The 17167-nt window shown below is 34.6% G+C and carries 10 protein-coding genes; 6 read left to right on the plus strand and 4 right to left on the minus strand.

All coding sequences use genetic code 11. From position 1 onward, the window contains the following. Window positions 1–58: 58 nt before the first annotated feature. Both ACHRV0_RS15765 and ACHRV0_RS15770 read right to left on the minus strand, forming a co-directional pair. Window positions 59–1534 (minus strand): rhamnogalacturonan acetylesterase, encoded by a 1476-nt coding sequence (locus tag ACHRV0_RS15765; protein WP_395441528.1) that lies wholly within the window; start codon window positions 1532–1534, stop codon window positions 59–61. A gap of 176 nt (window positions 1535–1710) precedes the next feature. Next, window positions 1711–4566, minus strand: coding sequence for a glycoside hydrolase family 2 TIM barrel-domain containing protein (locus ACHRV0_RS15770; protein WP_395441529.1), 2856 nt, complete (start codon window positions 4564–4566; stop codon window positions 1711–1713). Between the two features lie 330 nt (window positions 4567–4896). On the opposite strand from ACHRV0_RS15770, the gene ACHRV0_RS15775 reads away from it, so the two are divergent. The 6 genes from ACHRV0_RS15775 (at window position 4897) to ACHRV0_RS15800 (ending at window position 14819) form a co-directional block, all read left to right on the plus strand. Further along, window positions 4897–8304, plus strand: coding sequence for a DUF4450 domain-containing protein (locus ACHRV0_RS15775; RefSeq protein ID WP_395441530.1), 3408 nt, complete (start codon window positions 4897–4899; stop codon window positions 8302–8304). Between the two features lie 142 nt (window positions 8305–8446). After that, window positions 8447–10573, plus strand: coding sequence for a hypothetical protein (locus tag ACHRV0_RS15780; protein WP_395441531.1), 2127 nt, complete (start codon window positions 8447–8449; stop codon window positions 10571–10573). A gap of 228 nt (window positions 10574–10801) precedes the next feature. Then, complete coding sequence (locus tag ACHRV0_RS15785) at window positions 10802–12655, plus strand: rhamnogalacturonan lyase (protein WP_395441532.1); 1854 nt, start codon at window positions 10802–10804, stop codon at window positions 12653–12655. 266 nt (window positions 12656–12921) lie between these two features. Further along, complete coding sequence (locus ACHRV0_RS15790; protein ID WP_395441533.1) at window positions 12922–13383, plus strand: hypothetical protein; 462 nt, start codon at window positions 12922–12924, stop codon at window positions 13381–13383. Window positions 13384–13400: 17 nt separating this feature from the next. Then, window positions 13401–14093 carry a hypothetical protein gene (locus tag ACHRV0_RS15795; RefSeq protein WP_395441534.1) on the plus strand — a complete coding sequence of 231 codons (693 nt, stop codon included), beginning with the start codon at window positions 13401–13403 and terminating at the stop codon, window positions 14091–14093. Between the two features lie 12 nt (window positions 14094–14105). After that, window positions 14106–14819, plus strand: a complete 714-nt coding sequence (locus tag ACHRV0_RS15800) for a DUF1266 domain-containing protein (protein ID WP_395441535.1) — start codon at window positions 14106–14108, stop codon at window positions 14817–14819. A gap of 142 nt (window positions 14820–14961) precedes the next feature. Here the strand turns inward: ACHRV0_RS15800 and ACHRV0_RS15805 are convergent, their stop codons facing one another. Beyond that, window positions 14962–15888, minus strand: coding sequence for an alpha/beta hydrolase (locus ACHRV0_RS15805; protein WP_395441536.1), 927 nt, complete (start codon window positions 15886–15888; stop codon window positions 14962–14964). After that, window positions 15885–16940, minus strand: coding sequence for a serine hydrolase domain-containing protein (locus ACHRV0_RS15810; protein ID WP_395441537.1), 1056 nt, complete (start codon window positions 16938–16940; stop codon window positions 15885–15887). Before ACHRV0_RS15810 ends, ACHRV0_RS15805 begins: the two co-directional genes overlap by 4 nt. Window positions 16941–17167: the final 227 nt, after the last annotated feature.

The raw sequence follows: 17167 nt of genomic DNA on the forward strand, positions 1-17167 counted from the left end.
ACAAATGAAAACAGCTGTCACCCTGAGCGAAGTCGAAGGCTTGTTCACAACTTATAACTCATAACTCATAACTTTTCTTAATACATTCTGCAGCAGTCAGTGCATTTAAATCAGCACCTTCTGCACCTGTATGTGTATGATCTTTTGGGAAAAAGCTTTTAACTTTTTCTTTCCCTAGAGCTTCATATTTTTTAGCAACCGCTTCGCTCAAATCTATATAAAGAACATTTTCTTTCTCCGTAATTTCTTTTGACCATTTTATATACGTATCCGTTCTGCGTTCTACTTTATCGTTTGGCCATTCATTTCTTGGCGTTAAGCTTAAAACAATTGGAATCGCGCCTTTTTCTTTAGCTTCTCGAATAAACTTTGTCATATACCAGCCAAAAGTATGTACAAGCTCTTTTGATCCGTCAGGACGAATTACTTCCTGAGTTTCATCGCCGATTCCTTTTAAAGAACCTCTGAATTTTTCCTTATCAACCGCGCCAGCGTCATTATGACCAAACTGAATTAAAATATAATTACCCGGTTCTAACTGATTTTTTACGTCATCCCAAAGACCTTCAGAAACAAAAGTTCTGCTGCTTCTGCCGCCTTTTGCTTTATTGATAACCGCAATGCGAGTTGTATCACAATATTTTGGAAAAGCAACGCCCCAGCCAACAGCATCTGGATTTCCATTATCAGCCATCGTAGAATCGCCTATTAAAAAGACTTTGTTTTTTACAGGTAGAACAATTTTCGGGTTTTCAAGAACATAATTTTTTAAGGAGTTTTTACTGTGTTTTACTTCGTCAATAATTACCGAAGCCGATAAAACAGCTCCTTTTGCAGAAGTATGCGTATGATCTCTTTTATAAAAATAAGTTCCAGTAATTTTTTGCTCTCCAAGTTTTTCCATTTCAACGGCCATTTTCTCATTCAAATTAATGAATGTGACTTTTTCTTTTTCGGCAATTTGTTTTGCCCATAAACCATATGAAGTATCGTTTCGAGGTACTTTCCCATTTTTCCAGTCATTCCTCGGAATTGGTGAACAAACAATCGGAATAGCCCCTTTTGATTTAGCCTCACGAATTACTTTCTGAATATACCAGCCGTAGCTGTGTACCGTTTCGTGCTTTTTAGTGAGGATATTATCTATTTCCTGAGTTTCACTTCCAATACCCTTTATTGTACCTCGAGCACGCAGACTGTCATTTAAAGGTCCGTCATCATTATGTCCAAACTGAATTAGTACATAATCGCCTTTTTTAAGTTTGTTTAAAACCACATTCCATAAACCTTTATCTTGAAAAGTACGACTGCTTGTGCCGCCTAGAGCATGATTTTCGACCTTAATTTTTGTAGTATCCAAAAACTGTCCAATAAAATCTCCCCAGCCCCAAAGTCCGCCTGCGCCGTTGCCTTTTCCGTTTTTTACAGTAGAATCTCCCACCGTAAAAAGAGTAGGTTTATGGTCTTGTTTTGATGTAAAATTGATGAATAATACAGCCAAAGAGAAAATAAAAAATATCTTAAGTGATTTCATGTTTTTTGATTTATGAATTTTGAGTTGTGGAATGGGTTTGTTTAATCGCAATGTTCACAAAGATTTACGCAAGGAACGCAAAGCTTTGCGTCCTTTGCGCTATTTCAACAATAATTTAAAAAAACTTTGTGAACCTTGCGGTTAAATGATAATGTGTTTTCAACTTGTAGCAAAATTTAGGTTCTAAAATCAAACCACAAATCCATCCTTATTCCATCGTCGCCTTTTTTAATTCGGATGTTTGTCGGCTGGCTTTGCGGGCCTTGTTGTTCCAAAGGTTTAAAATCTCTCATTGCCGGAATTTCATACATAAACGAAATATCACCTTCGGGAAAATCAGGCTGTGGGTAACTTCCTGGAAAACCATTTTTAGGCAGATCAGGAGTAAATAATCTCAGAAACAAATTTTCAGATTCGCTGAAAACTTTAAACGATGAGGTTCCTGCTTTTAAATTGGCACCCAATATATTTGCATGATATCCTTTGAATTCTGGATAAATCAAGTTTTCAAAGCTTTCTCCTGTAATTGTATTGTTGTACTCTTTTTCCCAAAAACCGAATGTCGTGCCTTTGATTCTGTTTTTCCAAACCCGATACGGACCTCTTCCAAACCATTTAATTCCAGTAACTTCTTTCTCAGGAAAACTAAATGTAATACCAAAAGCATTGATTTTATCTTCAAAAAAAGCACCGTCAAAACCCTCACCGCCAGAAGCATTTTTTAAAGCCAGTAATTCCATTTTTAATCTTCCATCAGCTTCCATAATCCATTTTATAGATGATAATCCGCCCGAATAATTTACAACGCAGACAGCTTTTTCACCTTCTTGCGAAATCTGAATATCTTTTAATTTCGCTTTCATGCCGATAGGACGGGGGCCATTCGTAAGCGGAATTACGGCAGTTTTAGTACTGATTTTTTGAAGTTCTCCAGTTGCCGCATTTATAACTACCGTAACATCATTTCCTTTTAAAGTAATTTCAGAATTGTTTTTGGTAACTGAAGCTTTTGCTTTTGTATTTTGAACCGCCAGAAATTTAGAAGCATAAAATGCAGCTTTGTGAATTGTCCATGTCCAAGTATAAATTTCCTTTTCAAATTGGTCAAAAGCTGTTATTGATAAAATATCACCTTCGTAGAAATTTTGGGGTACATCAAAATTTATCTTTCGTGTTTCTCCTGGTTCAATACTCGGAATTTCAATTTTTCCAGAACTTATTTCTTGAGATGTTTTATTCGTATACAAAACATCATTTTCTGACTTTAGAACTTTAAATTCCATTTTACAGGAATTCAAATTACTGAATAGATAATCATTCGAAATTAAAAAAGTACCATCAAAAGCATCCGTAATTTGTTTGGACTGAAACTGAATCGGTGCCCAAATTTCTTTAACCGAAAAATAACTTCCTTCCTTTTCACGATGAGGTCCTAGAATTCCATCAGCTGCCAAAGAGCCTTTTGAATCAAACTTTTGTTCCCCTTTCCAGTCCGAACGTTTTACCGCTTCATCAAGCATTGCCCACATAAAACCTCCTGCAAAAAGTGGACTTTCTTTGTATCGATTCCAAAAATCTTCTAATGCCGCGCCGTGTCCGTTATCGTAAGTTCCGTGCATAAATTCAGTTGGAAAAAATACATTTTCACCAGAATTAAAGCGATGCATTCCCGTTAGATAAGTTGGGTAATGATGCGTATCCCAACCATCAAAATCAGCCCACGGATGAATGACAATTCTTTTTTGCGGATCATTTTCGGGAAACACTTTATCAACATCATAATTCCAGCCGCCCTCATTTCCGTTATCCCAAATAATAACCGATGGATGGTTTACATCTCGTGTCACCATTTCTTTAACCAGCTTAGTTCCCGTTTCAGTATCATATGAATTTTGCCAGCCTGCCAATTCATTTAGAACAAAAAGACCAAGCGAATCGCAGACTTGAAGAAAATGATCATCAGGCGGATAATGACCGCGAACCGCATTCATATTCATATCTTTAATTAGTTTAACATCCAGTTCGCTGATACGTTTACTTGTACTTCGTCCGCCTTCCGGCCAAAAAGAATGGCGATTAATACCTTTCATGATAATTTTGGTGCCGTTTACATAAATACCGTCTTTCTTTTTAAACTCTAGAGTTCTAAAACCAATCTTTTTCTCGTATTCATGAAGTACAGTTCCGCTCTGTTTTACAACCAGTTTTAGATTGTATAAATTGGGAGTTTCAGGATTCCATAGCTTAATATTTTCCCATTTTGCCGTGATAGTTTCTTTTGTGGTTTTCGCTTTAAGCGGAAAAGTAAAAGCAGGGAAATTTTCTCCATTTTTACCAGAGAGTGAAACTTGTAAAAGCGTGTTTTTTGGAATATCCTGCAGGTTTAAATCAACAGTAATCGAACCGTCCATTTTCGGATTTACAGCAATATTCTGAATATGGGTTTTAGGAGAAACTTCCAGCCAGACTGGACGATAAATACCGCCAAAAAGCCACCAATCCGCTCTACGTTCAGCGTTATTTACAGATTTATTAGCAGAATGTTTCCAAACATGAACTTCCACTGTATTTTTAGAACCAAACTTTAATAAAGATGAAATATCATATTTAAATTCATAAAAACCACCCTGATGTATTGCACCCGCAATTTTCCCGTTGATTTTTACTTCAGTATCCGTCATGGCACCGCCAAAAGTGATTAGAACATTTTTATTTTTATAATCTAATGGTATTTGAAATTCATATTTATAAAAACCTTCTTCCTTGCTTGGTTCTTTTTGGTTCAATTCCTTATACCAGCGTCCATATGTATATTCGCCAAAACCTTCCAATTCCCATTGAGAAGGCACATTTATTTTAGACCAGACTTTGCTGTTGTTTCCATCAGTACAATAAAAATCCCATTGTACAGGATGCTCAAAATCTTTCCCCGAAAGGTAAATTAAATCTGTTTTTTGTGCTTGTGAGGTTTGAATAATAAAAAGGTGAAGCGAGATAAAAAATAGAATTTTGAAAGTAGGGTTTGAAAACATATTATTTTGTTGAACTTTAAAATTAAGTATAGTTTAATCCGTTTAAAATGTCATTTTACAATTTCTATTTCTTTTCACTTAATCAAGAATCAGCGATTGTACTTTCAAATCTACTTGTTCCTTTTTTATATTGTATCCTGTACTATGATGTTAAAAAATATTGGATAATTCTAAAAATTAATATATTTTTTAAATTTATAAAATCAGGTAGGTGCAGGATAGTATCCCGCTAAAAAACAAAGAAATTGCATCTCAATTATTGAATTAATAAAATAAACGAGCATAAATTTTATTATTCAAATTTTAAGAATTATCAATTATTTGAATTTTATGGGAATTAAAAAACGTACTATTTGCACTTTAGCGGGCTTATTTCTGACTTCAACTATGATTGTTTTTGGTCAGGAAAAAGCGCCCATTCGTAAACTACATTACGCACCCGAAGGAAATAGTTTTGTTTTAAAAAATGGTACCCGAAAATTTAATCGTGCACTTTATGGTTCCAACACCGGATTTAGAGTTGAAACGGGAGATTTGCCAGAATTTGCTATGTATATGCCTGGAATGGGCGGTAATTTTAAATTAGGTTTAACAAACGGAAAAGAAAGCAAATGGATTACCGAGGCAGCGAAAATTGATACACGTTATGTTTTGGGAACAATGCAATACACAATCGAAGATCCAATTTTGGAAGGAGGGAAATTATTTATTGACGTTGTCGCATTAAAAGAAAGCGAAGGTTTTATTGTAAAATTATACAGCGAAAAATGGTCTAAAAAGACTAGTTTAATTTGGGCTTATGGAGGCGCAACTGGAAAAAAGTTCAGTCGTGACGGCGATATTGGCGCAGATCCTGAATCGGTTTTTTATTTACAGCCCAATTATTGCCTCAATAATAAATATACGCTGAAAAAGGAATCTTTCCTTTTAGATTATGGTTCTGAAAGCAACAAACAGAAAACAGGAAATAATAAAAGTGTTACTGGATTTTTTCCAAATTCTGATGTTCGTTTAGCAGATGCTAATGTTCAGAATAAACCTTTAGCGCTTTTTAATTCTAAATCTGAAGCACTGCCGTTAATAAGCGGGAAAGTAAGCTCTATTTCCGATAAAGGAAGCTATTGGCTTTTTGTTCCTGAAGTTTCAAAAGTAAATTATACACAGAAAACCATTGCCGAACTTTACGAAAAATCGGTTACAGCAACGCATCTTTTAGCCAATCGAATTAAAGTAAAAACACCTGATAATTATATTAATACATTAGGTTCAGCGCTTGCTATTGCTTCTGATGGAATTTGGGAAAGTCCAGCTTATCTTCATGGTGCAATTGCCTGGAGAATGTATTTAAATGCTTGGCGCGGAGCTTATACAGCAGATCCTTTAGGATGGCACGACAGAGCAAAAACACATTTTACAAGTTACAGTAATTCGCAGGTAACATCGCCTGAAAGTGGTCCAGTTGTGTTTGATGAAGAAAAAAACCTAGCGCGTCAGAAAGAAGAAATAGGAACTTCAATGTTTAGCAGCGGTTACATCAGCCGAAGTCCGAATAAGAATAATGTGGCGCATCATTACGATATGAATCTGGTTTTCTTTGATCAGATGTTTCGTCATTTTAAATGGACAGGAGATTTGACTTTCTTAAAAGAAATGTGGCCGACAATTGAACGACATTTAAAATGGGAAAAACGAAATTTTGATCCAGATAATGACGGACTTTACGATGCTTATGCTTCAATTTGGGCAAGTGATGCTTTGCAATACAGCGGCGGCGGCGTAATTCATTCTTCGGCTTATAATTATTATGCGAATAAAATGACGGCAGAACTGGCTAAAAAACTAAATATAGATGCCGTTCTTTTTGAAAAAGAAGCAGATAAAATTTTAAAAGCGACAAACAATCAGCTTTGGATTCCGAAAAAAGGAATTTTTGCGGAATATAAAGATGCTTTAGGAAATAGAATATTGCACGATTCACCTGGAGTTTGGAGCATTTACCACACCATAGATTCAGAATTATCAAATCCTTTTGAGAGTTATCAAATGTTGGATTATATCAATAATCAAATTCCGCATATTCCAATTGCAGCAGACGGATTGGATAAAAAAGATTTATATGTTATAAGCACTACAAACTGGCAGCCCTATACTTGGTCAACTAATAATGTTGCTTTGGCAGAACAATTGCATACTTCGCTGGCATTCTGGCAAGGCGGGCAATCTGAACAAGCGTATACAATGTGGGAAAGCGCTTTGATTGAAAGTATGTATTTAGGCGCTTCTCCGGGTGGTTTTGAACAACTTATGTATCAAGATGCTATGCGAGGCGAATTATACCGCGATTTTGCTGATCCAATTGGAATGGCTTCTCGAACGTTAGTCGAAGGACTTTTCGGGATTCAGCCGGATGCTGTAAATGAAGTTTTAACCATAAAGCCAGGTTTTCCTGAAAAATGGGAAAACGCATCTTTAGAAATTCCTGATATTTCAATTGATTTTAGTCGAAAAGATAAGAAAGACAGCTATCATATCGAAAACCATTTTGTTGCAAAAATGGACTTGAAATTACTATTAAATGCTCCTTTTGACGGAGTTGAAAGTATTAGTGTTAATGGAAAGAATGTCTCTTGGAAAGCTATTCCGGAGAGCGTCGGAACTCCAAAAATCAGCGTTGAAGTTCCTTACAATATAGTTTATGATGTAGTCATCAATTGGAAAAGCGGAACTTTTAGAAAAATCTATACTAAGCCTTCATACAATTCAGGGGATGCTTTAAATATTAGTATTACGAAAGGAGAAATGGTTTCTATTTATGATCCGCAAGGCGTTTTAAGTCAAATTGATAAAAAAGAAAGAACACTTCAGTCAATTGTAAATGGCGAGGGAAATAAAACATTCTTTATTCAGATGAAACAGGGTGAATTATCGTGGTGGTATCCTGTTGAGTTAAACATAAAACCTAAAGAATCAAATCAGAAGGATTTTAATTGGGATATTCCGCTGGACAAATCACAGCGAACAGAAACGGTATCATTATCTTCTTTTTTTAATGCAAAGGTCACTGATATATTCAATTATGAATATTTGTCGCCAAGACCTAAAACGGTAACCTTACAATTGCCCAAACAAGGAATTGGAAATTGGTGTTATCCAAACGTTTCTGTTCAAATTGATGATAAAGGGTTACGTGAAAAAGCAAAGCAGACAGGAAAAATTACAACTTCAAACGGAGTTCCTTTTCAAACACCTTCTGATGAAAATCAGAAAAATATAATCTTTACATCGATGTGGGATAACTTCCCAGAAAGTATCAATATTCCGTTAAACGGAAAAGCTTCACACGCTTATTTTATGCTTGCAGGAACTACAAACCCAATGCAGAGCCGAATCGTAAACGGAGAAATTAAAATAGAGTATACTGACGGAACTTCGGAAGTTTTACCATTAAAAAATCCTGAAAACTGGTGGCCAATAGAACAAGATTATTTTATAGATGGACTTGCCTTTACAACCGATGCTGCAAGACCGCCAAGAGTTTATTTTAAAACAGGCGAAATTTCTAGAGATTTTAAAGATTTTAAAACCATAAAAGGATTTAGCAGCTACGGAGTTGACGGGGGAGCAGGAACGATTTTAGAATTACCCTTGGATAAAAATAAAACTTTAAAAAACCTGACTCTGAAAACTATTGCAAATGATGTTGTGATCGGTTTGATGAGTTTAACATTAATTAGATAATTAGTCAATTACATAATGAGATAATTGTAGAAATGGGCTTCGACTTCGCTCAGCCTGACAAAAGATTGGCTGTCAGGCTGAGTGAAGTCGAAGCCAATCTGAAACCCTAAACTTCAAAAAACTATCAAAACAAAATAACCACATGAAAAACTATAAATTCATAACCGTATTCTTATTTTCGGTTTCGCTTTTTGCACAAAAAATCGATCGAAAGGAATTAGTAACAAGACATAATGTCAAAATTTCGGCTATTGATACTCTCGCATCTTTAACGGTTGGTAACGGTGCTTTTGCTTTTACAGTTGATGCTACTGGGCTCCAGACTTTTCCGAAAGAATATCAAAACGGAATTCCGCTTGGAACACAATCGGAGTGGGGTTGGGATAGTTATAAAAACACCAATAATTATAAGTTTTCGGAGACTTTAAGAGATTATAAGCAATATGGAAGAGACATTTCATACACGGTTCAGATTAAAGAACCAAAACGAAAAGTTGAAGCAGTAAACTGGTTCAGACAGAATCCGCATTTATTGCAGCTTGGGAATTTAGGTTTTGAAATTACGAAGAAAGATGGAAGTCTGGTAAAGCCATCTGATGTAAAAGCCATTTCGCAAAAACTAAATGTGTGGACGGGAGAAATCGAAAGTTATTTTGAAATTGAAGGAACTCCAGTAACAGTTTTAACAGCTTCACATCAGGAAAAAGATGAAATTGGCGTAAAAGTAAAATCAGATTTATTACAGCAAAAACGTTTAAAGATAAGTTTACGAATTCCATTTCCAACAGGCGATTGGGCAGATATGGGAACAAAATGGGAAGGAAAACAAGATTATAAAAGCACACTTACACCAAAATCAAAAACAGAAGCCGTTGTTACTCATGTAATGGACAGCATTTCGTACAATGTAAATTTAAATTGGAAAGGAAACGCTCAGATAAAACAAATTTCAGGTCATTATTTTGTTGTTGAAGCTTCGAATACTAATACATTAGAATTGAGCTGTCTTTTTGCTTTAGCAGAAAAAAAAGCAATTAAAAATTCCTCTTTCACAGATATTCAAAACAGCAGTATAAAAGGCTGGGAGAAATTCTGGAACAGCGGCGCTGCAGTTGATTTTTCAGGCAGTACAGATTCTCGCGCCAATGAACTGGAGCGCAGAATTATTCTGTCACAATATCTTACGAAACTGCAATGTACTGGAAAAGTACCGCCTCAGGAAACGGGTTTAACATATAACAGCTGGTATGGAAAACCGCATTTAGAAATGCACTGGTGGCACGGTGTTCATTTTGCACTTTGGAACAGACCAGAATTGTTAGAAAAGAGTCTTCCTTGGTATCAAAAGGTTTTTGATAAAGCAAAAAACATTGCCAAAAGACAAGGTTTTGAAGGAGCAAGATGGCAGAAAATGGTTGATGCAGACGGCAACGAAAGTCCGTCGTCTGTAGGGTCATTTTTAATTTGGCAGCAGCCGCATTTTATTACTTATGCGGAATTGATTTACAGAGCAAAACCAACTGCTTCAACTTTAAATTTATACAGCGAACGTGTTTTTGCAACGGCTGATTTTATGGCTTCGTTTGCTAATTACGATCCAAAAACGGATCGTTATGTTTTAGGTCCGGGCGTGATTCCGGCTCAAGAACGTTTTAAAGCAATGGAAACTTTTAATCCAACGTATGAATTGGCATATTGGAACTGGGCTTTGAAAACAGCAATTGAATGGAAGAAAAAGCTAAATCAAAAAGTACCTGAAAAATGGGAAACGGTTTTGGCTAAATTGTCAAAACTTCCAGTTGCAGATAATGTGTATCTAGCAACAGAAAGCGCAACAGATTCCTATACCAATCCCGAATTCAAAACAGATCATCCGTCTGTTTTGGGAACATTTGGAATGCTTCCTGAAACTTCTCTTTTAGATAAGAAAATTATGAAAAACACCTTTGATCTGGTTTGGAAAACTTGGTCTTGGGATAAAACGTGGGGTTGGGATTTCCCGATGACGGCGATGTCAGCAGCCCGTTTAAATATGCCTGATAAAGCGGTTGATGCTCTTTTTATGAAAGTAACAACGAATACGTATTTAAAAAACGGACATAATTATCAGGCAGAACGATTAACGCTTTATCTTCCGGGTAATGGCGGAATTCTAACTGCTGTTGCCATGATGTGTGCAGGCTGGGACGGATCTGAAGGAGAAAATCCAGGTTTCCCAAAAGATGGAACTTGGAAGGTTAAGAGCGAGGGTTTTAAGAAGATGTTTTGATTTTTTGAGGTTCTAAGGTTCTAAGGTGCTAAGGAGCTAAGTTTTTATTTTCGAGGTCCTAAGGTGCTAAGGTGCTGAGGGACTAAGTTTTATATGCAGTTCTCGCAAAGTCGCCAAGACGCCAAGAAAATCTTAGAATAAAAATTTTGCGACTCTGAGACTTTGCGAGATTAAAATAAAACTGCTAAATCTGCGTGAAATAACTAACCACAATTCAATATAAAATTTATGAAAAAATATATTCTCTTTTTATTGTTTTTTGTGAGTTTGACAGTTTTGAGTCAAAGACAAATGGAAAATCTAGATCGTGGTATTATCGCGATAAAAGATAAAGGTCATTTTTTTGTGAGCTGGCGTGTTTTAGGAACAGATTCTGATGATCTGGCTTTTAATTTGTATCGAAAAAGCGGTGCTAAAAAAGCTGTTTTATTGAATGAAAAGCCAATTACAGGCGCGACCAATTTTGTTGATATTAAAGCTAATGCTAAAGAGGAGAATACTTGGTTTGTTAAAACGGTTTTAAATGGAAAGGAATCTGAAGCTTCGGGGAGTTTTACAATTCCAGCGAATGCTTCCGATAAACAATATTTATCTATTAAATTAAGAGAAATTGAGGGCTATACTGCAAATGATGTTTCTACAGGTGATTTAAATGGAGATGGAAAATACGATTTGATTGTTCATATGACGGGAAAAGGACATGATAATTCTCAAACAGGAATTACAGATCCACCAATATTTCAGGCTTATACTTTAGATGGAACATTTTTATGGCAGATTAATCTCGGAAAAAACATTCGCGAAGGTGCCCATTATACGCAGTTTATGGTGTATGATTTAGATGGTGATGGTATAGCGGAATTGGTCTGTAAAACTGCAGATGGCACAACTGACAGCGCAGGAAATGTGGTTGGAGATGTTTCAAAAGACTGGGTTGACCGCGATCCTGATTCTAAAACGTATGGCAAGATTTTAAAAGGGCCAGAATATCTTTCGGTTTTTGACGGCAGAACAGGAAAGTTGGTTACAACCGTAGATTATATTCCGCAGCGAGGCGATTTGGCTGGCTGGGGCGGAAGAGGTGGAAGCGGAGGCAATGATACAAAAGGAAACCGAATGGATCGTTTTATTGCTTGTATTGCTTATCTCGACGGAATTCACCCAAGTGTTGTAATGTGTCGTGGTTACTATGGCAGAACGGTTTTGGCTGCTTGGGATTTTAAAAATAAAAAATTAACGTCAAGATGGACTTTTGACAGTAAAGATGCCGAAAACCCATATTCGGGAATGGGGAATCACAATCTTACAGTTGCTGATGTAGATAATGACGGAAAAGATGAAATAATCTACGGATCAATGTGTGTTGATGATAATGGGCAAGGTTTGTATACAACGGGTTTTAGACACGGAGATGCGATTCATGTTTCTGATCTTGATTTGGATATTCCGGGTTTAGAGGTTTTTGGAATTCATGAAATTGAAAACGGAACGACAGGTCCGGGTGTTACTTTATTTTCGGCTAAAGATGGAAAAGTATTGTTTACAGGTTCTATTAATGAGGATGTAGGACGAGGAGTTGCTGACAATATTGACCCAACTCGAAAAGGTGCGCAATGCTGGTGGTCAGGTTCTCCGTATCTGCATGATATGAAAGGAAATAATATTGGTAAAGCGCCAAGTTCAACTAACTTTTTAATTTATTGGGACGGTGATACTTCGAGGGAACTTTTAAATTCAAATTATATCGATAAATATAATTACGGGAGATTGTTTACTGCCGAAGGAGCTGTTTCAAACAACGGCACAAAATCGACCCCTGCACTTTCTGCAGATATTTTAGGCGACTGGCGCGAAGAATTGATTTTGAGATCTGAAGATAATAAAGAACTTAGAATTTATTCCACAACAATTCCAACTAATGTCAGACAATATACTTTAATGCATGATCCGCAATATCGATTAAGCATCGCTTGGCAGAATGTTGGTTATAATCAGCCGCCGCATACTAGTTTTTATATGGGAGCAGCTATGGAACCCGCTCCAAAACCAAATATTGTATTAGTTAAATTCCAAGATAACTAAGCGAGGCAGACATTCTGAAAATTTTGTAAAATGTTAAAATAACATTTAAAATAAAATAACAATCAGCTCTTTAAAATAAGGTTATTCTAGTAAAAAAGTTAAAAGTTTAATTTTATTATTGTTTGGTGTAAGAAAAATGATATATATTTGAATAGAACTTTCCAAGAGGTTTTTTAAAACAATACTCGCCTATTTTATTTTTTGTATTGTATTAAAATATAGACTAATTTAAAATAATCCTGATTAAATTGAGACGATTGAAAATTATGAATGATATAAAAAAGATTTTCTTATTAGTAATTATTAGTCTATTTTCTTTCACTACGGCTTCAGCCAAATTAAAAATACCAATTGGAAAAATTGATAAAATCGAGATCGTCTCAGACTTGCCAAATACCGATGAATACCTTTCAAAAGAAGAATCAAATGTACACTTAGATCTTGGCAGACTTCACCAGGAATATAGTATAGCATGGATACCCGCTTGGATAACTCAAGAACCAAAGCTCGTGTTAGTAAAACCTGATTCTGACCGCTATTATGAGTTGTCTAATGAACAGCTTGAAAAAATAATCAGTACAAATAAATTAGATAAAAACCAGTTGTTAAAACTTGGATTTTATACACAGTATGGCGGAAAAATAATTCTATTTCTTCTGCTATGCTTGATTTTTTACGGCTTGTTCGGAAAAGAGAAAAAGAAAGATGTCAAACCACTTAACCTTTAAATAAATTTAATTAAATTATGAATCCACTATTTTTAATTCCCGTTGTTTTAGTAATTGCCGGTATCATTTTTATGGTATACATGAATAAAAAACATGCTTCGGTAAAAAAAGAAATTGACTTAGATGTTGAAAGAACAAAATATGATCTTTATAAAGAAGAGGTTCTAAAACAAGATTTTCCACAACTAAAAGAATGGATGAAAGGCAAAACTATAGATGCCTATACTTCTGCATCTGTGCCGCAAACTAAAGCTGAGAAAGTTCAGGAAATGGTAAGCGATGGTCTAAAAAATGTTGCGCTTTCGACAGTAGGAGTTAAACTGCAAAGAATAGAAACAGAATGTTTTTGGGTGTTGAGCGGTAATGATTTACACTTTTTTAGTACAGATACAGTTGGAGAATTAGACGAGCACATTGTTTTTGATAATTTCCGAATTGAAGAAGCAAAACTGAAAGATGGCGGAATCTTAAAATCACAGTTAGGAGTATACGCAAAATCGGCTGAAGAATATTTACCAAAAACACACATCATTACATTTAATATAGATGGTAATCCTTTGTCACTTGAAATTCACGACAGATTGCATTACACACCAGATCCAGCAGATATTTTAAATGTAAATAAACAGTTCTTAACAAGAGCAAAATATCAGGTAGTAGGAGAGAATTTTGTAAAAGTATTGCAAAGTAAGTTTCCTAATCTGAGATAAAAATAAGTAGAAATGGTTTTTCTTTCAAAGATTTTTAATGCATTTAAAAGTATACGATTAAACGATAAAAATGTAGTCGTTGGTCAACAATTGGATTATTTATTAATTAGTTCAATGTACGCTGAGCAGCAATCAGCCTTCCTTAACTCTTACGAAACAGGACTCAACAAAAGTGTTTTAAAAACCATTTTGGAGGATTACTGGAGTATATTTGATAAAGAGGGTGCCATCGAAATACTTTTAGATTTGCAGGAAAGAAATCAGGACGAATATATAGATATTGTATATAATGCTTTTGAGAATAAAGAAGATTATGTTTCAATTTTAAAATCGAATTTACCTCGTGAAGAAGAAATTTTTAAAAGATATTTAGAGATATATAGAAATCTAAATAATGTTGTTCCTGAGTTAATTGAGCAAAATGTAATTAAAGATTTCGCACAGATAAAAAGAACAAAAGATACCGCTTGGAATTATGGAAGAGGAGCTTTTTTAGCACGTTGTTGTTATGACGCTGGTTATCTTTCTGAAGCAGAATTGAAAGAATATCTTCAAAAATCATATAAAGATCTAAAGAGTTATTGCGTGACTTGGGAAGAATATACCAAAAGCTATATATTTGGAAGGCAGCTTTGGGGAGGTTCAAACAACAGCGGAATGATTCAAATTGCTGATGATTTACTTCATAACAAAAAAAGCCCTATGAGTAATAAAAAGTACTTATAAGACAGAGATTAAGTCTCATTTTTAGCAGAATAAAATTAGATATAAAGAAAAAAATCGCAGCGTATACTTTTGTAAACGCTGCGATTTTTTATTTTTAAGATTAGTTTCTCGATTAAAAGGAATTTAAATTATAGCCAAAAGATCAGCCTTTGCTCTTCAATTTGTTTGATACAAAATTTATAAAATCATTTTGTTGATCTACAAATAAATAATGAGAACAGTTATCCAGTATTTTGAAATTGTTTTTACCAGTAATTTGCTGCATATCTTTTAATTGCTTCTGTGAAAATATGCCGTCGTTTTTACCATAAATGGCATAAACAGGAATCTTTTCAGCTTTTATTTCTCGAAGTATCGATTTGGTGTCGATGTTATTTTTTGATTCATTTTTGTAAAACTTGATAGGCGATTCCGCATTTTTGACAGCAGTTTTATAAAAAATGCTTTTTTCATATTGATTTCTTAATGCTGTACTTTCTTTTGTTGGTTTTGGCATTACGAAATAATTCATTTCACTTGCTATATCATAACATCCCTTTCGGTATTCTGCAGTGCTTTTGTTCAGGTTTTCAATCTTCTTGATCTGAGAAAGTTTAGAAGTATCATTTTTAAAATATTCAGCAGCATTTTTTAGAATGTGATCATACGTTTCCTGCTGCGAGAACAAAGCTCCAGCCAGAAATAACGAATTTACTTTTTCAGGAAATTTAGCCGTATACAAAGTAGCAGCGATTCCTCCAAAACTATGAGCAAGGATATTGGCTTTGCTTATCTTGTAAGTCTTGTAAATTTGATTTAAATCATTAAAACTTTCATCAAAAGTCATTACAGCATTTTCATCTTTTGATCTTCCTTCTCCGCGTCGATCATAAACAATAACATAAAAACCTTTATTAGCTAGAGTTTCGGCAGTTGTTCCTTCAAAAAGGTTGGAGTTGCCGCTTGGTCCGCCATGAATAAAAATAATGGCAGGATTTTTACTGTTTCCGTATGCTTTAGAGTAAATAGTCTGAGCAAAAAATGGTATCGAGAAGAGAACCAAACTCACTATAAATAACAGCTTCTTCATTTTAAAAGATTAGATTTTAAAACAATTCTTCGTATTTGCTGTTCAAAATAGTAGGCAATATCAAAGTTTTCATTTGCTTGATTTTCCATTACGATTACGCTGGTGTTACTTGCAGGATAATACAAATTAACTGCAGTAAACCCCTCACTAGGATGAAAACCAGTATGTCCAATTTCTTTTATAGCCGCTTTATCATTAATTCGTAATCCATATCCATAACCAATTGGTTTGTCGCTAAAAAGAATATGTGTGTTTGTAATAGAGTAAGTTGTCATTAATTTATAAGTCTCACTTTTTAGCAGTTTACCATTATGTAATTTTTCATTCCATTTTGCTAAATCTGGTGCTGTTACAATTAAATTGGAACCAAAATATTGAGACGGCTCAAAATTGATTTTTTCATTTACTCTAATTGTTCCATCAGTTTTTACAGTATGTCCTTTTGTTAAAGTTTTTTGGGCACTTTCAGAAGGGTAAGAACTATTATTCATATCGCATTTTTTAAACAATGCTGTTACTAATTGATTATAGCTTTTTTTGCTTTGTTTTTCGAGAATTTCACCCAAAAGAGAATAGCCGGGATTAGAATAACTAAAATTACTTCCCGGAGAAAATTTCAAAGGTTTATGATAGCTTTCGCTGCTAATTCCCGATGTATTATTAAGCAATTGGTGTACAGTAACAGAGTCTGCCCAGCTGTATTTAAAATCTGGTAAATATTTTCGAACAGTAGCTTTTAAATCGATTGTTCCTTTTTCGACTTCAGTTAAAACGAGTACTGCTGTAACTTGTTTGGCAATGGACATTGTCGAGAATCTGTCAGTGATTTTAAGTGGCTCTTTTGTGTTAAAATTAGTATATCCAAAAGCTTTTGCATACTTCATTTTTCCATTTTGCTGTATATAAACAACCCCATTAAATGATCTAGGACTTGTGACTTTAATTAAGCTGTCAATTTTGCCGGAATAATTATCTTTTTGTTGTGCAAAAGAATGACAGGAAGAAAGAAAAAGAACAAATAAGACACACGTTAGTCGAAGAAAATGATTCATTTAAGGTTTGATTTTTTTGAAGTTAGGTTTGAAAATTAATACTGAAAACGATGGTTTTGTATTTTTATTTTAACAGGATAAATGTAGCTAAAATTCTTTTTAAGATGCTGCTCTTAAATTAAAACTTGATGATAAAATTATTTAGAAACTAATGTTCATTCTAAAGAGAAAAAGAATGGTTATTTTTTGCAATAAAATACAATTCGTCATAAAAAAAATACAGTTCA

Origin of the sequence: Flavobacterium sp. FlaQc-30 (assembly GCF_044005885.1) — a bacterium.
Taxonomy (GTDB): Bacteria; Bacteroidota; Bacteroidia; order Flavobacteriales; family Flavobacteriaceae; genus Flavobacterium.